The sequence below is a fragment of the Mesorhizobium sp. M0195 genome (assembly GCF_040322115.1).
In the GTDB taxonomy this organism is placed as follows: domain Bacteria; phylum Pseudomonadota; class Alphaproteobacteria; order Rhizobiales; family Rhizobiaceae; genus Mesorhizobium.
In genome coordinates this window covers 21,506-40,965 of the sequence record NZ_JAMYSV010000008.1, presented here as the reverse complement: position 1 = coordinate 40,965, position 19,460 = coordinate 21,506, and the positions used below count along the sequence as shown (strand labels likewise).

The 19,460-nt window shown below is 62.7% G+C and carries 21 protein-coding genes; 16 read left to right on the top strand and 5 right to left on the bottom strand.

Translation table 11 applies throughout. The features are described from left to right. Positions 1 to 31 precede the first annotated feature (31 nt). Together NKJ12_RS17410 and NKJ12_RS17405 are read left to right on the top strand one after the other, a co-directional pair. The gene (locus NKJ12_RS17410; protein ID WP_352508121.1) at positions 32 to 1,447 is read left to right on the top strand and encodes an ATP-binding protein; all 1,416 of its coding nucleotides are present in this window, start codon (positions 32 to 34) and stop codon (positions 1,445 to 1,447) included. 205 nt (positions 1,448 to 1,652) lie between these two features. Continuing rightward, a complete protein-coding gene (locus tag NKJ12_RS17405; RefSeq protein ID WP_352687873.1) occupies positions 1,653 to 2,675 on the top strand; it encodes a glycosyltransferase family 4 protein in 1,023 nt (340 codons plus the stop codon). Between the two features lie 12 nt (positions 2,676 to 2,687). Here the strand turns inward: NKJ12_RS17405 and NKJ12_RS17400 are convergent, their stop codons facing one another. The 3 genes from NKJ12_RS17400 to NKJ12_RS17390 all read right to left on the bottom strand — a co-directional run bounded on the left by NKJ12_RS17400 (position 2,688) and on the right by NKJ12_RS17390 (position 4,188). Beyond that, positions 2,688 to 3,047, bottom strand: coding sequence for a tRNA-binding protein (locus NKJ12_RS17400; protein ID WP_352687875.1), 360 nt, complete (start codon positions 3,045 to 3,047; stop codon positions 2,688 to 2,690). Positions 3,048 to 3,053: 6 nt separating this feature from the next. Further along, on the bottom strand, positions 3,054 to 3,554 hold the full coding sequence (locus tag NKJ12_RS17395) for a type III secretion system chaperone family protein (RefSeq protein WP_023678420.1): 501 nt from the start codon (positions 3,552 to 3,554) through the stop codon (positions 3,054 to 3,056). 331 nt (positions 3,555 to 3,885) lie between these two features. Next, positions 3,886 to 4,188, bottom strand: a complete 303-nt coding sequence (locus NKJ12_RS17390; protein ID WP_352508124.1) for an accessory factor UbiK family protein — start codon at positions 4,186 to 4,188, stop codon at positions 3,886 to 3,888. Between the two features lie 130 nt (positions 4,189 to 4,318). On the opposite strand from NKJ12_RS17390, the gene lgt reads away from it, so the two are divergent. The 6 genes from lgt to NKJ12_RS17360 all read left to right on the top strand — a co-directional run bounded on the left by lgt (position 4,319) and on the right by NKJ12_RS17360 (position 10,199). Then, positions 4,319 to 5,170, top strand: a complete 852-nt coding sequence (gene lgt / locus NKJ12_RS17385; RefSeq protein WP_352704107.1) for a prolipoprotein diacylglyceryl transferase — start codon at positions 4,319 to 4,321, stop codon at positions 5,168 to 5,170. After that, positions 5,167 to 6,255, top strand: a complete 1,089-nt coding sequence (locus NKJ12_RS17380; RefSeq protein ID WP_352704104.1) for a class I SAM-dependent methyltransferase — start codon at positions 5,167 to 5,169, stop codon at positions 6,253 to 6,255. The genes lgt and NKJ12_RS17380 overlap by 4 nt, the downstream gene beginning before the upstream one ends. Before the next feature lie 139 nt (positions 6,256 to 6,394). Beyond that, positions 6,395 to 7,183, top strand: coding sequence for a peptidoglycan editing factor PgeF (pgeF, locus tag NKJ12_RS17375; protein WP_352508127.1), 789 nt, complete (start codon positions 6,395 to 6,397; stop codon positions 7,181 to 7,183). Next, positions 7,183 to 8,334 (top strand): M24 family metallopeptidase, encoded by a 1,152-nt coding sequence (locus NKJ12_RS17370; protein WP_352508128.1) that lies wholly within the window; start codon positions 7,183 to 7,185, stop codon positions 8,332 to 8,334. The genes pgeF and NKJ12_RS17370 overlap by 1 nt, the downstream gene beginning before the upstream one ends. 54 nt (positions 8,335 to 8,388) lie before the next feature. After that, positions 8,389 to 9,009: a hypothetical protein gene (locus tag NKJ12_RS17365; RefSeq protein ID WP_352508129.1), complete on the top strand. Its 621-nt coding sequence runs from the start codon at positions 8,389 to 8,391 to the stop codon at positions 9,007 to 9,009. A gap of 254 nt (positions 9,010 to 9,263) precedes the next feature. Then, a complete protein-coding gene (locus tag NKJ12_RS17360; RefSeq protein ID WP_254819191.1) occupies positions 9,264 to 10,199 on the top strand; it encodes a ribose-phosphate pyrophosphokinase in 936 nt (311 codons plus the stop codon). Positions 10,200 to 10,311: 112 nt separating this feature from the next. Here NKJ12_RS17360 and NKJ12_RS17355 read toward each other — a convergent pair whose 3' ends face one another. Beyond that, positions 10,312 to 11,178, bottom strand: a complete 867-nt coding sequence (locus tag NKJ12_RS17355) for an AraC family transcriptional regulator (protein ID WP_352508131.1) — start codon at positions 11,176 to 11,178, stop codon at positions 10,312 to 10,314. A gap of 130 nt (positions 11,179 to 11,308) precedes the next feature. Between NKJ12_RS17355 and NKJ12_RS17350 the strand changes: the two genes are divergently transcribed. The 8 genes from NKJ12_RS17350 (at position 11,309) to NKJ12_RS17315 (ending at position 18,750) form a co-directional block, all read left to right on the top strand. After that, positions 11,309 to 12,553 carry an MFS transporter gene (locus tag NKJ12_RS17350; protein WP_352508132.1) on the top strand — a complete coding sequence of 415 codons (1,245 nt, stop codon included), beginning with the start codon at positions 11,309 to 11,311 and terminating at the stop codon, positions 12,551 to 12,553. A gap of 205 nt (positions 12,554 to 12,758) precedes the next feature. Next, complete coding sequence (locus NKJ12_RS17345; protein WP_352508134.1) at positions 12,759 to 13,508, top strand: SDR family oxidoreductase; 750 nt, start codon at positions 12,759 to 12,761, stop codon at positions 13,506 to 13,508. 385 nt (positions 13,509 to 13,893) lie between these two features. After that, on the top strand, positions 13,894 to 14,538 hold the full coding sequence (locus tag NKJ12_RS17340) for a 50S ribosomal protein L25/general stress protein Ctc (RefSeq protein WP_352489001.1): 645 nt from the start codon (positions 13,894 to 13,896) through the stop codon (positions 14,536 to 14,538). Positions 14,539 to 14,561: 23 nt separating this feature from the next. Next, positions 14,562 to 15,287, top strand: coding sequence for an aminoacyl-tRNA hydrolase (gene pth, locus NKJ12_RS17335; protein ID WP_352704101.1), 726 nt, complete (start codon positions 14,562 to 14,564; stop codon positions 15,285 to 15,287). A 109-nt stretch (positions 15,288 to 15,396) separates the two neighbouring features. Continuing rightward, positions 15,397 to 16,500: a redox-regulated ATPase YchF gene (gene ychF, locus NKJ12_RS17330; protein ID WP_352704099.1), complete on the top strand. Its 1,104-nt coding sequence runs from the start codon at positions 15,397 to 15,399 to the stop codon at positions 16,498 to 16,500. Between the two features lie 214 nt (positions 16,501 to 16,714). Next, positions 16,715 to 17,689 (top strand): magnesium/cobalt transporter CorA, encoded by a 975-nt coding sequence (corA, locus tag NKJ12_RS17325; RefSeq protein ID WP_352704096.1) that lies wholly within the window; start codon positions 16,715 to 16,717, stop codon positions 17,687 to 17,689. Positions 17,690 to 17,821: 132 nt separating this feature from the next. Beyond that, on the top strand, positions 17,822 to 18,283 hold the full coding sequence (locus NKJ12_RS17320; RefSeq protein WP_352477973.1) for a MaoC family dehydratase: 462 nt from the start codon (positions 17,822 to 17,824) through the stop codon (positions 18,281 to 18,283). Next, on the top strand, positions 18,280 to 18,750 hold the full coding sequence (locus tag NKJ12_RS17315) for a MaoC family dehydratase (RefSeq protein WP_352687887.1): 471 nt from the start codon (positions 18,280 to 18,282) through the stop codon (positions 18,748 to 18,750). Before NKJ12_RS17320 ends, NKJ12_RS17315 begins: the two co-directional genes overlap by 4 nt. Positions 18,751 to 18,793: 43 nt before the next feature. On the opposite strand, the gene NKJ12_RS17310 is transcribed toward NKJ12_RS17315, so the two are convergent. Further along, positions 18,794 to 19,339: an adenine phosphoribosyltransferase gene (locus NKJ12_RS17310; protein WP_352687889.1), complete on the bottom strand. Its 546-nt coding sequence runs from the start codon at positions 19,337 to 19,339 to the stop codon at positions 18,794 to 18,796. Positions 19,340 to 19,460 lie beyond the last annotated feature (121 nt).

The following is a 19,460-nucleotide window of genomic DNA, read 5'->3' as shown; positions in this document are numbered from 1 at the left end:
CTTTGCCGGGTCCCGGTGAGCGAAAAGACGAATGGCGACCACGCAACTCGAACGGCCGGGAGATGGCGGCTTCGGCGCCCGCGCGACGCGGGCGCTGAAGGCCGTGCCGCGCGCCTGGAACCGTTTCTGGCGCCTGGTGTCGCTTTACATGCCGAAGCGGCTCTATGCCCGCTCGCTGATCATCGTCATAGCGCCAATGATCATGCTGCAGTCGGTCGTCGCCTTTGTCTTCATGGAGCGCCATTGGCAGACCGTGACGCAACGCCTGTCACAGGCCACGGTGCGCGACATCGCCGCCATCATCGACCTGATAGAGACCTATCCGCATGACGCCGACTACGCGAACGTCATCCGCATCGCCCAGGATCGCATGCAGCTGAAGGTCGACCTCCTCCCCCCCGACCCGCTGCCGCCACCCGGGCCAAAGCCGTTCTTCTCGATCCTCGACGAGATCCTTTCGTCCGAGATCACCCGCCAGATCAACCGTCCGTTCTGGATCGATACGGTCGGCAATTCCAATATCGTCGAGGTCCGCGTCCAGCTTGAGAACAAGGTGCTGCGGGTCTTCGTGCGCCGCAGCCAGGCCTATGCGTCGAACACCCATATTTTCCTGATCTGGATGGTCGGCACCTCGCTGGTGCTGCTGATGATCGCCATTCCCTTCCTGCGCAACCAGATCCGGCCGATTCTGACGCTGGCCGAGGCGGCCGAGAGCTTTGGCAAAGGCCGGCCGATGCCGCGCGATTTTCGCCCGCGCGGCGCCGAGGAAGTCCGCCGCGCCGGCTTTGCCTTCATCCAGATGCGCGAACGCATCGAACGCCAGCTCGAGCAGCGCACCGCCATGCTGAGCGGCGTCAGCCACGATCTGAGGACCATCCTCACCCGCTTCAAGCTGCAATTGGCACTGGCCGGGACCAAGGCGGCCGACACCCAGGCACTCGACCAGGACATCGACGACATGCAGTCGATGCTGGAAGGTTACCTTGCCTTTGCACGCGGCGAAGCATCGGAAGATGCCGGCCGGTTCGACCTCGAAGCCTTCTTCGACAAGCTTCGCGAGGAAGCCGCGCTCCGCAAGCGCAAGCTGTCGACCGTACTTACCGGCGATCCGCACGTCCACGTGCGCCCCAATGCCTTTGCCCGGCTGCTCTCCAATGTCGTCGGCAATGCATTCCGCTATGCCAAGACGGTGGAGATCAACGCCAATCATGGACGCGGTTCGCTGCTCGTCACCATCGACGATGACGGTCCGGGCATTCCGCCCGAAAAGCGGGAGGATGTATTCAAGCCGTTCGTGCGGCTCGACGAGGCCCGCAACCTCGACGCCAGCGGCACCGGCCTTGGCCTCTCCATCGCACGCGACATTGCCCGCAGCCATGGCGGCGACATCGTCCTCGAACGCAGCCCGCTCGGCGGCTTGCGGGCGGTGATCAAGGTTCCGGCTTGACGGCAGCGAGACCCGGCCTTCATTCGCCCGTCATGAAACCATGGTGAAGAGCGCCAATGAAGCGCGCGATCCTGATTGATTCGGCCCTGCGGCCTCATTTCGACCCCGCGCCTGCCCGGGTGCGCCGGTGCGACGCCAGAGCTGCGGCGTGGTCGCCGCTCAGGCATCGCGGCAAGGCAATCAAGCTCTCCGCCAAGGGACCGCCATGCGCATCCTGATGGTCACCGACGCCTGGCGCCCGCAAGTCAACGGTGTCGTCCACACGCTGGAGCGCCTCTCGGAGACCCTGAAATCCTTCGATGTCGAGACGGATTTCCTGACACCCAACATCTTTCGCACCCTGCCTCTGCCGACCTATCCCGATATCAGGCTGGCGCTGACGACGCCGCACCGCGTGGCGCGGCTGATCGAGGCGCGCAAGGTGGACCACGTTCATATCGTCACCGAAGGACCGCTCGGCATTATGGCCCGGCGCTACTGCCGCAACGCCGGCCGCCCGTTCACGACCAGCTATCACACACGTTTTCCGGAATATCTGAGCGCACGCCTGCCGGTGCCTGAAGCATGGGCCTATCGCTGGCTGCGCGATTTCCATAATTCAGGACAGGGCACGCTGGTCGCCACCCAGTCGCTTGCCGACGATCTTGCGGCGCGCGGCTTCACCAAGCTCCGGCCGTGGACGCGCGGCGTCGACACCGATCATTTTCGGCCGGATAAAAGAAAGGACCTGGGATTTCCCGGACCGATCTTCCTCTGCGTCGGCCGCGTCGCGATCGAAAAGAACCTGCCGGCCTTTCTCGACCTCGACCTGCCGGGCAGCAAGGTGGTCGTAGGCGAAGGGCCGGAATTGGCGAAGCTGAAGGCCAGATATCCCGATACCCATTTCCTCGGCCATCGTCCGAATGACGAGCTGGCCGAGATCTACGCCTCGGCCGATGCCTTCGTCTTCCCCAGCCGCACCGACACATTCGGCAACGTCATCATCGAGGCGCTGGCCAGTGGCACGCCGGTCGCAGCCTATCCCGTCACCGGACCGATCGACATCATCGGAGACGGCATCGGCGGCGCGGTATCGGACGACCTGCGGCAAGCAGCGCTCGCCGCCCTTCACGTCGACCGCGCCGAGGCGCGGCAACGCGCGATGCGCTACAGCTGGAAGGCCTGCGCGGAAATGTTCATGAAAACGGTTGAAGAGGCGCTGGGCACCACGCGTAAACTGGCTGCGTGAGCAACAGCGCAGCTAGAACAACCTGCCTCCGTCCGGCACCTTGCGCTCGATCGCGCCAAGCACGACGGCGCCCTCTTCATCGGGAAAGCCTAGCGTCAGCACTTCCGACATGAATGGCCCGATCTGGCGCGGCGGGAAATTGACTACAGCGAACACCTGCCGGCCGATCAGGGTTTCGGGCGTATAGTATTTTGTGATCTGGGCCGAGGATTTCTTCACCCCGATCACGGGACCAAAATCGATTTTCAACTTGATCGCCGGCTTGCGCGCCTCGGGAAAAGGCTCGGCCTCTACGATCGTGCCGGCGCGGATGTCGATACGGTCGAAATCGGCAAAGCTGATCTCGGGTTTTCGCCTGTTGCTCGAACTCATCGACGGTCAGGCGTTTCCGTAGGTTTCGAACAGCACGCCGGCCAACGCATCCTTGGCCGAAGTCCCCGACCAGACGACGAACTGGAACGCCTGGAAATAGCATTCGCAGGCTTCCAGCGCCGACGACAGCAGCACCTCGACCTGCTGGCTTGACGGCTCGACCCCACCGGCCAGCAGCAGCGACTGGCGGAACATGATGGCGCCTTCCTGCTCCCAGAGATCGAAATGGCCAAACAGCATCTGCTCGTTGATCAGCGAAAGCAGCCGCATCACCTCGAGCGCGCGCGCCTCCGGGACTTTGATGTCGAAGGCGCAGGCCAGGTGCAGCGCCTCGTAGTCCTCCATCCAGGAGAATGAAACGTGGTAGTCGGTCCAGCTCCCGGCAACCGAAATCGAGATCTCGTCGTCGCCGGCCCGTTCGAAGGACCAGTCGTTGTTGTGCGCCACCTGCTCGATAACATCCACCGGATGGATTTCGCGGGAGAATTCGAGTTCGAGAAGTTCCATGAAATGCTTCCTGTCGTTCTGGGAGCGCCACCACACGCTCCGCGGGAGAGGCACACTCGAACAATTCTGCCTAGAACTCGGACGGCCAGGACTTCGTCAACGCAAAGACCCCGGACCGGACCCCACCGCCCGGCGCATGACCCTGCTCCGAATCATGCAACAAATTCAGTCTATTGATCGGGAGTCGCGTGACCAGCCAAATTTTTCGCACTGCGTCATTCGCATGTGGAAAGGCGATGTCACAAAGATTCACGCAGTACCGGTAAGCGATTCACGACAAAGCGCTTTTTACGATCCGGCTTTGTGGAAAAGTTTAACGATTTATTTCTGATTATTTTTTTGCACGCGGCTTTGCCGCAGCCACAGGCGCTGCTTGACCGGTCAATTCGGCAAGCCTGGCCTCGAGCGCCTCGATGCGAGCGGCGAGCCGGATGTTTTCTTCCCTGGCCTTCGCCGCCATGTCGCGAGCAGCGTCGAATTCCTCGCGCTGCACCACGTCCATGGAGTTGAGTATGCGCTCGGCCTGGCCCCTGAAGGCGGTCTCCACCTCGCGCCGCACGCCCTGCGCGGCACCGGCTGCATCGGTCATCAGCTTGGCGAATTCATCGAGAATGCGGTTCGGTCCAGTCGCCATGGCAAATCCTCGCTTGGTTGAATTGACGTAGTGGCGCACCATTCGGAATGCAAGCATATGCTTGCCTTGACCGCGCCAAAAGCCTGCCGCATGGTCCGCGCCCGAACCTGATTGGAACCCGGAGACCCTGTTGAGCGAATATTTGCTGCCGCTGGCCGCCCTGCCCTTTCCCAACATCGACCCGGTCATCGTCCGGATCGGACCACTGGCGGTGCATTGGTACGGCGTCGGCTATATCGTCGGCATTCTGTTCGCCTGGTGGTATGCCAAACGCCTCGTCACCAACCCCAAACTTTGGCCCGACGGCATCCTGCCGATGAAGCCCATCGACCTCGACGACTTCATCATCTGGGCAGCCATCGGTGTGGTGCTCGGCGGACGCACCGGCTACGTGCTGTTCTACGACCTGCCGCGCTACATTGCCAATCCGCTCGATATCGTCGCCGTCTGGCAGGGCGGCATGTCGTTTCATGGCGGCCTACTCGGCGTCATTCTCGCCATGACGCTGTTTTCCTGGTCTCGCGGCATCCGCACATGGTCGCTGTTCGACGTGGTTGCCGCCGGCGTGCCGGTAGGGCTTGGCCTCGTTCGCCTGGCAAACTTCATCAATTCCGAACTATGGGGCCGGCCGACCGACGTGCCATGGGCATTCGAATTCCCCAATGGCGGCCCATTTGCACGCCATCCGAGCCAGATCTATGAGGCGCTGCTCGAAGGCTTGGTGCTGTTCCTGGTCCTGCGCTTCCTCACCCATTCCAGGCTCAAGCTGAAGACGCCGCGCTTCGTCGGCGGCGCCTTCATCGCCGGCTATGGCGCCTCGCGCATCTTCGTCGAATTCTTCCGCGAGCCCGACCAGCAGCTTGGCTACCTCCTTGGCACGAGCTGGCTGACCATGGGAATGGTGCTGTCACTGCCGATGGTGCTGGCCGGCATCTGGGCGATGGCTACAGCCAAGCCGGTGACAAAACCGCAGCCGGCATGACGCGGCTGAAGACCCGCATCGCCGAGCTGATCGGTGCGGTAGGACCGATCCCCATCAGCGAATACATGGCGCTCTGCCTGTTCGATCCGCAGGACGGCTATTATACGACACGCGAGCCGTTTGGCGCCGCCGGCGACTTCGTCACCGCGCCGGAGATCAGCCAGATGTTTGGCGAGCTGGTCGCCATCTGGCTCTACCAGGCGTGGCTGGCGATCGACCGGCCGACGCCGGTCGCCATCGCCGAAATCGGCCCCGGCCGCGGCACGCTGATGAGAGATATGCTGCGCACGCTTTCGCGGCTCGATCCGACGCTTACCGCCAGCGCATCGTTCGCCTTGATCGAGGCCAGTCCGCGGTTGACCGAGGTCCAGAAACGGACGCTTGCCGGGACGTCGGCCACCATCGCCTGGCATGAGGCCGTCGACACGCTGCCGCAGGGGCCGCTTCTGATTGTTGGTAACGAGCTGTTTGACGCCGTGCCCATCCGCCAGTTCGTCCGCGCTGGAGCCGGCTGGAGCGAACGGATGATCGGTCTCGACGACGCGAACCGGCTGCGCTTTTTCGTCGGCGCCGGCTCGCTTGACCCGATGCTGCTGCCGGAGGGTGCCGAGAATGCGACGCAAGGTGCCATCGTCGAGGTGGCGCCAGCCCGCGCCGCCCTGATGGCGGCCATCGCCGGGCGACTTGCCGGATTTGGCGGAGCCGGCCTGTTTCTCGACTACGGTCATCTCCAGCCCGGGATCGGCGACACCTTGCAGGCCTTGCGCAAGCACGGTCATGAGGACGTGCTGGCCAATCCGGGGCAGGCCGATCTCACAGCCCATGTCGATTTCGCTCCCCTCGCGGCAACCGTTCGGGCACACGGCCTCGATGCCCACCTCTCAACGCAAGGTGAATTCCTGCTCAAGATGGGGCTTCTCGAACGGGCTGGCCGGCTCGGCGCCAACGCCGATGAGGCAGCTCGCGAAAAGATCGCGGCCGACGTCGAGCGCCTCGCCGGCCCGCTGGCCATGGGCGAACTCTTCAAGGTGCTTGCCGTCCTCCCTGCCGGCATTGCCGTTCCGCCGTTTCCAAGCACGGATTGACTTTTCGCTGCCGCCTCTTTCACTCTCCCGTCTCCGACTAGCGCCCGACATCAACTTCGCCAGCCTTCAACCGCCCAGCCTTCAACTGCGCCCCTTCAACTCGCTTGACGAAATCGCCCATACGGACAACAAAGCCGCCATGCTGAATCAGACCAAACCGGATCCCGTTCGGTCGCCCTTGCTGGAAACGGCGCAAGGCATCCGCCACGGCTACTTCACGCGAGTCGGCGGCATTTCCAGCGGCATCTACCGGGGCCTCAACATCGGGGCCGGTTCGAACGATGACCAGACGCTGGTGCGCGAAAATCGCCGCCGGGTCGCCGAATGGATGGGCGTGCCCGCAAACCATCTGCTGACCGCTCACCAGGTTCATTCGCCGGACGTCGTCATTGCCAGGGAGCCTTTTGCCGGCGAGCGGCCCAAGGCCGACGCCATTGTCACCGACCGGCCGGGCATTGCCGTCGGTGCCTCGACCGCCGACTGCGGACCGGTCCTCTTCGCCGACGCCGAGGCGCGCATTATCGGCGCCGCCCATGCCGGCTGGAAAGGCGCTTTCACCGGAGTGCTGGAAAACACCATCGCGGCAATGGAAAGCCTCGGCGCCCGGCGCGACTGCATCGTCGCAGTGCTCGGTCCTTCGATCGGCACACGGAATTACGAAGTCGGACCGGAATTCGTCGCCCGTTTCGTCGACGCCGATGCCTGCAATGCTCGCTATTTCGCGCCCTCCGCAAATGCCGGACACGCGATGTTCGATCTCAACCGCTACACGGTTGACCGGCTGACCAAGGCTGGCGTCAACGCCGAAGGACTTGGCCGCTGCACCTATGCCGAGGAAGAGCTTTTCTACTCCTATCGGCGCAGCACGCATCGCAACGAGCCCGACTACGGGCGGCAGGTTTCGGCAATCGTTTTGGAGGCTGACTGATGGCGCTGCATTTCGAACGCTCGGAATTCGACGCGCGGCGCGATCGACTGATGATCGAGATCGCCGAAAAGAAGCTCGACGCCGTCCTGCTGTTTGCCCAGGAAAGCATGTATTGGCTAACCGGCTACGATACCTTCGGCTTCTGCTTTTTCCAGTGCCTGGTGGTCAAGGCCGACGGCTCGATGGTGCTGCTGACGCGTTCGGCCGACTTGCGCCAGGCGCGCCACACCTCGATCATCGACAACATCGTTTTGTGGACGGACCGCAACGGCGCCAATCCGGCGGTAGACCTGCGCAACCTGCTCAACGAACTCGACCTGCTCGGTGCCCGCATCGGCGTCGAATACGACACCCACGGCCTGACCGCCTATAATGGCCGGCGCCTCGACGAGCAGTTGCAGACCTTCGGGCAGATCGCGGATGCCTCCGGCATTGTCAGCCGGCTACGGCTGTTCAAGAGCCCGGCAGAAATCGCCAAGGCGGAAAAAGCCGCAAATCTGGCCGACGACGCGCTGGACGCAGCACTGCCGCTGATCAAGCAGGGCGGCGATGAGGCGCTGATCCTCGCCGCCATGCAAGGTGCCATCTTTGCCGGCGGCGGCGATTATCCGGCCAACGAGTTCATCATCGGCTCCGGCGTCGACGCCCTGCTTTGCCGCTACAAAGCCGGCCGCCGCAAGCTCACCAAGAACGACCAGCTGACGCTCGAATGGGCCGGTGTCTTCCACCACTACCATGCGGCAATGATGCGCACGGTGTTGACCGGCAAGGTATCGAAACGCCACCAGGAATTGTTCGATGCCGCCCGCGCCGCGCTACTTGCAGTCGAGAAGGCGATGACGCCCGGTAATACGTTCGGCGACGTGTTCGACGCCCATGCCCGCACCCTCGAAGTCCACAATTTGACCAAGCACCGGCTTAATGCCTGCGGCTATTCGCTCGGCGCCCGCTTCACCCCGTCCTGGATGGATATGCCGATGTTCTATCAGGGTAATCCCGAACCGATTGCGCCGAACATGACGCTGTTCGCCCATATGATCATCATGGACTCCGAAACCGAAACCGCGATGACGCTTGGCCGCACCTATCTGACGACCGAATCCCAGCCGAAGCCGCTGTCCCGCCATGATCTCGACTTGATCGTGCAGTGAATCCATAATGCAAAGAGTGTGAGGGGCGTTCATCGCCAAGGAGTTTTCAGGCTAATGAGACGATCGCATGTGACGACCGTGTCATTGCTCGTGGCGCTGGCGCTGGCGGCCTGCACCAATGCGAAGGACGTTCTCGAACCGTCGGCCATTGCCCCGCAATCGACGCAATCGCTCTCCGGAGCCGGAAGTGCCGCAACGCCCCCCGCAACTCCGGCTCGGCCTGCCGGCACCGCGCAAACTGCAGATACAGCGCAGCCTTCGGCTGCAGTAGCCGTGCCGCCCGCCAAAAGCGCGGCTGCCATTGCGCGGACCCGGCTGCAGGTGGCGCCGATCGTCGGCGCCTCGGTAGAAGCCGCGACACCGCTGACCGCCGAGCTTCAGACACGCGCCAGGCAGCGCGGCATCACCTTGGCCGGCAGCACCGACCAGACCCCAACGCATGTGCTCAAGGGCTATTTCTCGACCATGACGGAAGGCAAGGACACCACCGTCATCTACGTCTGGGACATCTATGACCCGGCCGGCAACCGGCTGCATCGCATCAATGGCCAGCAGAAGGCACCCTCCGTCGGCGGCGGTGAAGGCTGGGCGGCGGTGGCGCCGGCGACCATGCAGGCAATTGCCGACCAGACAATCGACCAGTTCGCCACCTGGCTTGGCGGCGGCGCCGGCTGACCTGGAGCATGATTTCCGAAAAGTGGAATCCGGTTTTCGGAAAAGACCATGCTCAGACTGAAAGATAGAGCTATCCCCGATTCCGTCGGCATCGCAGTGGACCTATCGCCGCATCGTCAAGCCGTAAGCGTTTATTGAGATTAGCCGGCGGATTCCCATTCACGACGCTTGCAATACCGGCGCGGGCCGCTAAAAGCCCGACTAAGAGGCTGGAGTGCTATCGGAGTCTCTCAATCCTTCGCCAGGAACGGTGCATGAAGCTCTTCGCGGGCAATTCCAACAGGGTGCTGGCCGAATCAGTCGCCCGCTACCTCAACATTCCGCTGGGCAAGGCCAGCGTCAGGCGCTTCGCCGACCAGGAAATCTTCGTCGAGATCCAGGAGAATGTGCGCGGCGAGGACGTCTTCATCCTGCAGTCCACCTCGTTCCCGACCAACGATCATCTGATGGAACTGCTCATCATGATCGACGCCTTCATGCGCTCTTCGGCCAAGCGCATCACTGCGGTTATTCCTTATTTCGGCTATGCCAGGCAGGATCGCCGCGCCTCGGGCCGCACACCCATCTCGGCCAAACTGGTCGCCAACATGATCACGAGGGCGGGCGTCGACAGGGTGCTGACCCTGGATCTCCATGCCGGCCAGATTCAAGGCTTCTTCGACATCCCGACCGACAATCTGTTTTCCGTGCCGGTCATGGCCCGCGACGTAAAGGCGAAATACAAGCAGCTTGCCAATGTCATGGTGGTTTCGCCGGATGTCGGCGGCGTGGTCCGCGCCCGCGCCCTCGCCAAGCGCATCGATGCCCAGCTCGCCATCGTCGACAAGCGCCGCGAGCGCCCCGGCGAATCGGAAGTCATGAACGTCATCGGTGACGTGCGCGGCAAGGATTGCCTGTTGATCGACGACATCATCGATTCGGGCGGAACACTGTGCAATGCAGCCGATGCGCTGCTTGCCGACGGCGCCACCAGCGTCACCGCTTATACTACTCATGGCGTTTTGTCCGGCGGCGCCATCGCCCGCATCGGCGCCTCGAAACTGCAGGAACTGGTCATCACCGATTCCATCCAGCCGACCCAGGCAGTGCTCGACGCCGCCAATATCCGCGTCATCTCCATCGCCGAACTGATGGGCGAGGCGATCTCACGCACGGCGACCGAGGAATCGGTGTCGAGCCTGTTCGATTAATGCGTGTCGCGCAAAACTGTGCAGCGGTTTTCCGATAACGACATGCATAAAAACAAGAACCTAAAGCGCATCGCATGAGGCGGGTCGAACGCGACGCCTTCAGGGCTGCGACTCAGGCCGAGCCGGACCGCTTGTTCGCCGCACCTTCGCCAGCATCACGGGCGCCGCGCATGTAACCGCGTGGCGAGGCTCCCAGCATGCGCTTGAACATGGTGATGAACGCCGGCACGCTGTCATAGCCGAGATCGAGCGCCACCCTTGTGATCGGCTCGCCGTCGGCCAGCCGTGGCAGCGCCGCGAACAGGCAGGCCTGCTGACGCCAGGTCGACAGCGACAATCCCGTCTGGCGGTGGAACGCGCGGGTGAAAGAGCGGCGACTCATGCCAACGATAGCGGCCCATTGGTCGATCGTCGCATGCGGTGACGGTGCCGAGACGAAGCGCCGGCACAGCGTCGCCAGCCTTGCATCGGACGGGAACGGCAGGCCGAGCGGCCGTTCCGGCAGGTTCGGGATTTCGTGCAGCAGGAGCTTCATGATCAGTCCGCCCCGGCCCTCCAGCTCGGCGCCCTGCGGCAGCTTTTCCGATTCCACGATCAGGCTGTGCATCAGGTCGGTGATGCCCACGACACGCAACCCGTCCGGTAGGCCGGGAATGGCCTCCGGCATCACATAGACGGACCGCATGCTGACGTCGCCCAGCATCTCGACGGAATGTTCGGTGCCGGCGGGGATCCACATCGCGTGGTCCGGAGGCACCATCCAGCGCCCATGCCGCGTCGTTACCAGCACGACCCCGACCAGCGCGTGCAGCAACTGGCTGCGGCTGTGATGGTGCCGTGGCACATGGTAGCCGTCCGGATATTCGGTCGGCAGCGCCACTGCCGGCCCTACGGCCTGCTCCAGCCATTGCCAGCGACGCTCATGCAGCAGCCCGAGATCAGCGTCGCCCGCCTTGAACATTTCCTTGCCATGCGGCATCAGCTATGGCCCACTTGCGAAACTATTGGACCAAACCACGAAAGAAGTCGCGTGACAAGCGACGTATAAGGCAGGCGGCCCCATAAGACCGCGTGCGGAAGTGCCCGCCAAAAAGACCACGGAGCATGCCTTGACAGATACCACAGCAATCGCCGAGGGCGAGCCGGCAGCGGCCGGCCACATCTCAGCTCAGGCGACGGCCTTCACCGTCATCCTGGCGGTGAGCTTCTGTCATTGCATCAACGACATCATGCAGTCGCTGCTGTCGGCGATCTATCCGCTGCTGAAGGCCAATTACGGTCTCGATTTCTGGCAGATCGGCCTCTTGACTTTCACTTTCCAGGTGACGGCATCCTTGCTGCAGCCGGTGATCGGCATGATCACCGACAAGCGGCCGATGCCTTATTCGCTGCCCTACGGCATGGCCTCCTCGTTGATCGGACTGGTCGTGCTGGCCTACGCCGGACACTATTTCCTGCTCCTCATCGGCGCCTCGCTGATCGGTATCGGCTCGGCGATCTTCCATCCGGAATCCTCGCGCATCGCCCGCTTCGCCTCCGGCGGCCGGTTCGGTCTTGCGCAGTCGCTGTTCCAGGTCGGCGGCAATTTCGGCCAGGCTATGGGGCCGCTGCTGGCAGCCTTCATCGTCGTGCCCTTCGGCCAGACCAGCATCGCCTGGTTCGCCGGCGGCTCGCTGATCGGCATCATCGTGCTGTGGCAGGTCGGCGGCTGGTACAGCCGGCTGCGTGCCGCGCAGGGCGCCCGCAAGGCGGCAAGCTTCGTCTCGCCCTTCCCGCGCCGCAAGGTGATGGGAGCGCTGCTGGTGCTGACGCTGCTGGTACTGACCAAGAACGCCTATATTTCCAGCCTTGCCAGCTACTACACCTTCTATTCCATTCATAAGTTCGGTGTTTCGGTGCAGATGTCGCAAGTCATGCTGTTCCTGTTCCTCGGCGCCTCTGCCCTGGGCATCCTGCTCGGCGGCCCGTTCGGCGACCGCTACGGGCAGAAGGCGATGATCTGGTTCTCGATCGTCGGCGTGCTGCCCTTCACGCTGGCCCTGCCCTACGCCAATTTCGAGTGGACGATGGTTCTCACCGTGCTGATCGGCCTGATCCTGTCCTCGGCCTTCTCGAACATCGTCGTCTTCGCCCAGGAACTGGTGCCCGGCCGCGTCGGCATGATCGCCGGCATCTTCTTCGGCTTCGCCTTCGGCATGGGCGGCATCGCCGCCGCCGTGCTTGGCGTCGTCGCCGACCTGAAAGGCATCGATTTCGTCTTCCAGGTCTGCTCGTATTTGCCGCTGCTCGGGCTACTGACGGTCCTCCTGCCTAACATGAAGGCAGCGAGGAAGCTGGAGGCGGCGGCCAGCTAAACATCAGTGCATCTTTCGGAATTGATAGGAGGGCGTGGCAGTTGCCGCGCCCTTGATGATTCTTTCACCATACGCCGGGTGAAAAGCCTGTCAGAGAGGGTCACCCCTGAAGGCAAAATTGTGGTCAGCAACGCTTCCAAGTTGAACATACCGGGCTTACCCCTGATGCTGCGCAGCGCTCCGCGCCAGGAAAGGCAATTCGCTTATGTCCAGACTAAAAGGCAAGGCCGCATTGATTACCGGCGGCACCAGCGGCATCGGCCTAGTGACGGCACAACGTTTCATCGAGGAAGGTGCGCGCGTCGCTATCACCGGAACCAATGCGAGCCGTCTCGAGGAGGCGCGCACCACCCTCGGCAGTGACGTACTTGTCATTGCCGCTGACGCCGGAGATGCCGCTGCCCAGAACGACATAGCGCGGCGGATCGAGGAAACCTTCGGCAAGCTCGACATTCTCTTCCTCAATGCCGGTATCGCCGACCTGCGCCCGCTTGGCGACTGGACCGAGGCCGCGTTTGACAGGAGCATCGATGTCGACCTCAAGGGGCCCTACTTCCTGGTCAAGGCGCTCGTTCCGCTGTTTTCGAACCCGTCGTCGATCATCCTCAGCGGCTCGGTCAACGCACATATGGGAATGGCTGGAACGCACGTCTATGCGCTGGCCAAGGCCGGCATGATTTCGCTCGCCCGGACGCTCTCGGGCGAACTGATAGAACGGGGTATTCGCGCCAATGTGATCAGCCCGGGTCCGATCGACACGCCGCTAAACGACAAACTTGGGCTGGCCCCCGAAGCGGCGAAGGCGCGCGCGAAAGCTGTGGTCGGCCTGGTGCCTGCCCGTCGTTTCGGAACCGCCGAGGAAATTGCCAATGCAGTGGTTTTTCTTGCTTCGGACGAATGCCCGTTCATGGTCGGAGCGGAAATGCTGATCGATGGCGGCTTGAGCATCGCCTGACATCGGCACGACGTGACAAAAAAAGACACTCGCCAGAAGGCAGTTTTTTGTCACGTTCTTAAAGGCCTGAAGAAGGCCAGCAGGTCGGCGCTGATGACACCGGCATGGGTGATCGCCATGCCATGGGAAACCCTTGTAGACCTGCCTGCCATGACCTTGCCTGCCATGACTTGCACCCTTTCCCGCCTTCGGCTATAGAGCCGCCACCCGCGTAGACACCCTTGGAGGCAACGCGGCGGAAGGCTGCCTTCCCTTGTGATCCCGAACAAAGGTCCGCTTGCTTATGCGGCTGCCGCTTTCGGATATGCAGGCCCGGCGGCTTTCGACGTTTACGGCCCAGCCACGCTGGCCGCGAACGCTCCAGAACAACGCGAAAGGAAATGCCATGAGCCACGATACTTACGAGCTCAAGGCCGAAGCGCGCGAACAGGTCGGTAAGGGGTCCGCCCGTGCAGTTCGCCGCAACGGTAAAGTGCCTGCAGTGATTTACGGCGACAAGCAGCCTCCCCTGGCGATTGCGCTGACCTATAAGGACATCTATTACAAGATCCATGGCGGCGGGTTTCTGACCACGGTCGCCACGATCGATGTCGACGGCAACAAGATCCAGGTTTTGCCCAAGGATTTTCAGCTCGACCCGGTCAAGGATTTTCCGGTCCACGTCGATTTCCTGCGCATCGGCAAGGACACCGAAGTCAATGTCGACGTGCCCGTGCACTTCATCAATGAAGACAAGTCGCCCGGCATCAAGCGCGGCGGCGTGCTCAACATCGTGCGCCACGAGGTCGAGTTCCATTGCCCGGCCAATGCGATCCCGGATTTCATCACCATCGATCTCACCGGCACCGATATCGGCGATTCCATCCACATTTCGGCCGTCACCTTGCCGGCCGGCGTCAAGCCGGTGATCTCCGACCGCGACTTCACCATCGCGACCATTGCCGGCTCCTCGGCGATGAAGCCGGAGGCAGCGGAAGAGACGACTGAAGCGGCTGCGCCCGAAGCGGCTCCTGCCGCCGAAGAGAAGTAACCCCTTCCCGCCCGGAGGCGACGATGCTTGTCTTTACAGGCCTCGGCAATCCGGGCGCGAAATACGCCAACAACCGGCACAATGTCGGCTTCATGGCGGCGGACGCGATTGCCCGCCGCCATTCTTTTTCGCCCTGGTCGAAGAAATTCCAGAGCCTGATTGCCGAAGGCATGCTTGCCGGCGAAAAGGTGATCCTGATCAAGCCGCAGACCTTCATGAACCTGTCCGGCCAGGCGGTCGGCGAAGCCCTGCGATTCTACAAGCTCGGCCCTTCGGCGTTGACCGTCTTTTATGACGAGATCGACCTTGCTGCCGGCAAGGTGCGGGTCAAGGTCGGTGGCGGTTCCGGTGGCCACAACGGTATCCGCTCGCTCGACCAGCACGTCGGCAAGGATTTTCGCCGTGTGCGCATCGGCGTCGGCCACCCCGGCGTCAAGGAAATGGTGCATGGCCATGTGCTCGGCGATTTCGCCAAGGGCGACCGCGAATGGCTGGACGTGCTGCTCGACGCAATCGCCGATGGTGCCGGATTGCTTGCCAAGGGCGACGACAATTCGTTCATGAACCGCGTGACGCTGGCCTTGCGCGACAAGCTCACGCCGACGGGCGACGACGACCGCCCGCCGCCCAAGGCGCCAAAGGCACAAAGCCACGTCCGCCAGGCGCGGCCGCAGCAGCCGGCGGCCAAGCTGCCCGAAACCGGCCCGATGGCGGCCATGCTGAAGAAGCTTTTTGGCGGCAAGGACTGAGCCATGGCGCCGTCAGCGCCGCGGGCATGAGTGCTCAGGGCTTGACGATCATCGGCGCTTTCGCCCATAGCCCAGATCAAATTCGATTTCCCGATAGGACCAGACAAAAATGGGTTTCAAATGCGGCATCGTTGGCTTGCCCAATGTCGGCAAGTCGACGCTCTTCAATGCGTTGACCAGAACGGCGGCGGCACAGGCCGCCAATTATCCGTTCTGCACCATCGAACCGAACACCGGCGAGGTGGCGGTGCCCGATCCGCGCCTGCAGAAGATCGCGGCGATCGGCAAGTCGAAGGAGATCATCCCGACCCGCATCTCCTTCGTCGACATTGCCGGCCTGGTGCGCGGCGCCTCGAAGGGCGAAGGGCTGGGCAACCAGTTCCTCGCCAACATCCGCGAGGTCGACGCCATCGTCCATGTGCTGCGCTGCTTCGAGGATGACGACATCACCCATGTCGAGGGCCGCATTGATCCTGTCGCCGACGCCGAGACCGTCGAGACCGAGCTGATGCTGGCCGACCTCGACAGCCTGGAGCGCCGCATCGTGCAGATCCGCAAGCGCGCCGCCGGCAAGGACAAGGAGGCCGCGACCGTACTCCCCATGATGGAAGCGGCGCTCGAGCTGCTGCAGGCCGGCAAGCCTGCCCGCGTCCTGCTCAACGGCATCTCGCCTGAAGATCTGCGCATCCTGCAGGGGCTGAACCTGTTGACCTCGCACCCTGTGCTCTATGTCTGCAACGTTGCCGAAGCCGATGCCGCCACCGGCAACGCACATACCAAAGCGGTGGAGCAGATGGCCGCCGCGCAGGGCGCCCGCACCGTCGTGATTTCCGCGGCGATCGAAGCCGAGGTCGCCCAGCTCTCCGACGAAGAGGAGATGGAATTCCTCTCCTCGCTCGGGCTTGATGAGCCGGGCCTGAACAAGGTGATCCGCGCCGGCTATGAGCTGCTGCAGCTCATCACCTATTTTACCGTCGGCCCCAAGGAGACACGCGCCTGGACCGTGAACAAGGGCGCCAAGGCGCCGCAGGCGGCAGGCGTCATCCACACCGATTTCGAGCGCGGCTTCATCCGCGCACAGACCATCGCCTATGACGACTTCGTCAGGCTGGGCGGCGAAGTGGCAGCCAAGGAGGCCGGCAAGGCGCGCGACGAAGGCAAGGAGTATGTCGTCCAGGACGGCGACATCATGCTGTTCAAGTTCAACACCTGAGCCGGCGAGACCCGCCCGGCGGCTATGATGGCCGCCGCTCCATCACGGCTTCATGCAAGAGCGCCGCAGCGTCTGTCGGCGCTGCTTGACGGCCCATCGCGCCCGGTCTAAGGGCCTCTGCACCGGCCTCGCCTCACCTGGCCGTACCGGTGCAATCTGACTGATACGGCTCTCCGAACGAACCCTCTTTGGCAACAGCAAGGGAGACCCGGATATGATCAAGGCCTTCGTCGTTGACAATGATCGCCTGCGCCTCGCCGACGATCTCTTGGCAAACAGCGACAGCGTCGTCTGGGTCGACCTCCTCAACCCGACAAAGCAAGAAGAGACGACGATCGAGACCTGGCTCGGCGTCGCCGTTCCGACCCGCGAAGAGATGGAGGAAATCGAGATTTCGAGCCGTCTCTACGTCGAGGACGGCGCTTATTTCATGACCGCCATTCTGCCGGCGCAGACCGAGCTGGACGATCCCTTGATGTCGCCGGTCACCTTTGTGCTCGCCGGCAGCAGGCTCATCACCGTGCGTTATCACGAACCGAAGGCATTCAAGACCTTTCCGGTGCGCGCCGAGAAGGTGGCCACCGGCTGCACCAGCGGCGACACCATCCTGATCGGGCTGCTGGAGGCAATCGTCGATCGCCTCGCCGATATTCTGGAGCGCGCCGGCCGCGACATCGAGGCGATCTCGCGCGATATCTTCGAGGCGACATCAACCAAGGTCTCGAAGCGCAACCGCGATTTCCAGGAACTGTTGAAAGCCATTGGCCGAAAGGAGGACCTCGCCTCCTCGGTCCGCGACAGCCTGATCTCGCTGCAGCGCCTTGCCGGCTTCCTCGCCCATGCCTCCACTCAGACCAAGATGAGCAAGGATACCCGCGCCCGCATCAAAACGTTGTCGCGCGACGTGCTGTCGCTTGCCGACCACGCCACCTTCCTGTCGCAGAAGATCAGCTTCCTGCTCGACGCGACGCTGGGCATGATCTCGATCGAGCAGAACGCCATCATCAAGATCTTCTCCGTCGCCGCTGTCATCTTCCTGCCGCCGACGCTTGTCGCTTCAATCTACGGCATGAATTTCGACATCATCCCTGAGCTCAAATGGCACTTTGGCTATCCCTTCGCAATCGGCATGATGGTGCTTTCGGCAATCCTGCCCTTCTGGTATTTCCGCCGTCGCGGCTGGCTATAGGGTTGTCAATGCGCGCTACGGCTTGGGCACAGCAGGCTGGCGCACCAGAAATTGCTTGACCAAATGCCGCCCTGCCTGCATCCGGGACCCGACGCGTAGCGATTGTACAATCCTGAACAGGATTTCCAGACCATGACCACAAAGACCTGGGCTTATGAGGATTTTGTCGAGGGCGCTTCGCTCGACCTCGGCACCAAGCTGGTAAGCGCCGCTGAAATCATAGAATTCGCCGACGAGTTCGATGCCCAGCCGATGCATCTCGACGAGGCCGCGGGCAAGGCCAGCATCCTCGGCGGGCTGGCGGCTTCGGGCTGGCACACCTGCGCCATGTTCATGCGCATGCTGTGCGATGCCTTCCTGCTCGACTCGACCTCCCAGGGCGCGCCAGGCGTCGACCAGGTCAAATGGAAACGGCCGGTCCTGGCCGGTGACCTGTTGAGCGGCAGCACCACCGTCCTTGCCAAGCGACTGTCCAGATCGAAGCCCCGCCTTGGCCTGGTGACCATGCGCAGCGAGTTGTTCAACCAGCGCGGCGAAGGTGTTTTCGAGCTCGAAAACACCGTCATGTTCCTCACCCGCGAGGGCAGTGCGTGAGCCTCGACGAATTCTTCTGCATCGGTATCACCGTCACGCTCGGTTCACATCGATTCGAACCGGAGGCGATCAAGGCGTTCGCCCGCAAATACGACCCGCAGATATTCCATGTCGACGAAGAGGCGGCGAGGAACAGCATATTCGGCGGGCTCTGCGCCTCGGGCTGGCACACCGCCGCCACCTGGATGAAATTGAACCTCCAGGCTGGCATGGAGGCAGAGGTCGCCCGCTGGCCCGGCCCCGGGCCGGTGCCGGAATTCGGTCCCTCGCCCGGCTTCAAGAACCTCAAATGGCCCAAACCTGTCTATGCCGGGGAAACCGTGACTTTCACCCGCACCGCGCTGGCCCATCGCCCCATCGCCTCGCGACCGGGCTGGCGGCTGCTGACGCTCCGCTCAGAGGCCTTCGATTCGACCGGCGACAAGGTCATCGAATTCGAAAGTGCCGTGCTGGTGAAGGTGGAGTGAGCGGAGTTCTTCCCCTCTCCCCCAGGGAAGAAGGAAGAACCGCTCAATGCCCCTCAAACCCGATCAGCGTCCTCACCGGTACGTCGAGCGCCTCTAACCTCTCTCGGCCGCCAAGGTCCGGCAGGTCGATGACGAAGCAGGCGGCGAGGATATCGGCGCCGATCTGCCGCAATAGCTTGACGGCCGCCTCGGCCGTGCCGCCGGTGGCGATCAAATCATCGACGAGGATTACCTTCTCGCCTGGAGAAACACCGTCCTTGTGCATCTCCATCTCGTCCAGCCCGTATTCCAGGCTGTAGGCGACCCGCACCGTCTCGTAAGGCAGCTTGCCTTTTTTACGGATCGGCACGAAGCCGGCCGAGAGCTGGTGGGCGATGGCGCCGCCGAGGATGAAGCCGCGCGCCTCGATGCCGGCGATCTTGTCGATCTTCAGGCCGGCATAGGGATGCACCAGTTCGTCGATGGCGCGGCGGAAGGCCCGCGCATTGCCGAGCAGCGTGGTGATGTCGCGAAACAGGATGCCCGGCTTGGGATAATCCGGAATGGTGCGGATCGCGGCAAGCAGCGTCTCTTCGAGCGAGGATTTCATCGAGCGGCTCTCCGGGCTATTCAGATTCGGCTGAAAGCGTGAAAGGAATGGGCCAATCGTAACCCGGCGCCGCCAAGTCCGGCTACCGCCATGTGATGCCTGACGGAAAATTGTCCGGCAA

Excerpts from the sequence above, each read along its gene's own strand:
- NKJ12_RS17410 (WP_352508121.1), top strand. The coding sequence starts at position 32 with ATGGCGACCACGCAACTCGAACGGCCGGGAGATGGCGGCTTCGGCGCC.
- NKJ12_RS17405 (WP_352687873.1), top strand. The coding sequence starts at position 1,653 with ATGCGCATCCTGATGGTCACCGACGCCTGGCGCCCGCAAGTCAACGGT.
- NKJ12_RS17400 (WP_352687875.1), bottom strand. The coding sequence starts at position 3,047 with ATGAGTTCGAGCAACAGGCGAAAACCCGAGATCAGCTTTGCCGATTTC.
- NKJ12_RS17395 (WP_023678420.1), bottom strand. The coding sequence starts at position 3,554 with ATGGAACTTCTCGAACTCGAATTCTCCCGCGAAATCCATCCGGTGGAT.
- NKJ12_RS17390 (WP_352508124.1), bottom strand. The coding sequence starts at position 4,188 with ATGGCGACTGGACCGAACCGCATTCTCGATGAATTCGCCAAGCTGATG.
- NKJ12_RS17380 (WP_352704104.1), top strand. The coding sequence starts at position 5,167 with ATGACGCGGCTGAAGACCCGCATCGCCGAGCTGATCGGTGCGGTAGGA.
- pgeF (WP_352508127.1), top strand. The coding sequence starts at position 6,395 with ATGCTGAATCAGACCAAACCGGATCCCGTTCGGTCGCCCTTGCTGGAA.
- NKJ12_RS17370 (WP_352508128.1), top strand. The coding sequence starts at position 7,183 with ATGGCGCTGCATTTCGAACGCTCGGAATTCGACGCGCGGCGCGATCGA.
- NKJ12_RS17365 (WP_352508129.1), top strand. The coding sequence starts at position 8,389 with ATGAGACGATCGCATGTGACGACCGTGTCATTGCTCGTGGCGCTGGCG.
- NKJ12_RS17360 (WP_254819191.1), top strand. The coding sequence starts at position 9,264 with ATGAAGCTCTTCGCGGGCAATTCCAACAGGGTGCTGGCCGAATCAGTC.
- NKJ12_RS17355 (WP_352508131.1), bottom strand. The coding sequence starts at position 11,178 with ATGCCGCATGGCAAGGAAATGTTCAAGGCGGGCGACGCTGATCTCGGG.
- NKJ12_RS17345 (WP_352508134.1), top strand. The coding sequence starts at position 12,759 with ATGTCCAGACTAAAAGGCAAGGCCGCATTGATTACCGGCGGCACCAGC.
- NKJ12_RS17340 (WP_352489001.1), top strand. The coding sequence starts at position 13,894 with ATGAGCCACGATACTTACGAGCTCAAGGCCGAAGCGCGCGAACAGGTC.
- pth (WP_352704101.1), top strand. The coding sequence starts at position 14,562 with ATGCTTGTCTTTACAGGCCTCGGCAATCCGGGCGCGAAATACGCCAAC.
- ychF (WP_352704099.1), top strand. The coding sequence starts at position 15,397 with ATGGGTTTCAAATGCGGCATCGTTGGCTTGCCCAATGTCGGCAAGTCG.
- corA (WP_352704096.1), top strand. The coding sequence starts at position 16,715 with ATGATCAAGGCCTTCGTCGTTGACAATGATCGCCTGCGCCTCGCCGAC.
- NKJ12_RS17320 (WP_352477973.1), top strand. The coding sequence starts at position 17,822 with ATGACCACAAAGACCTGGGCTTATGAGGATTTTGTCGAGGGCGCTTCG.
- NKJ12_RS17310 (WP_352687889.1), bottom strand. The coding sequence starts at position 19,339 with ATGAAATCCTCGCTCGAAGAGACGCTGCTTGCCGCGATCCGCACCATT.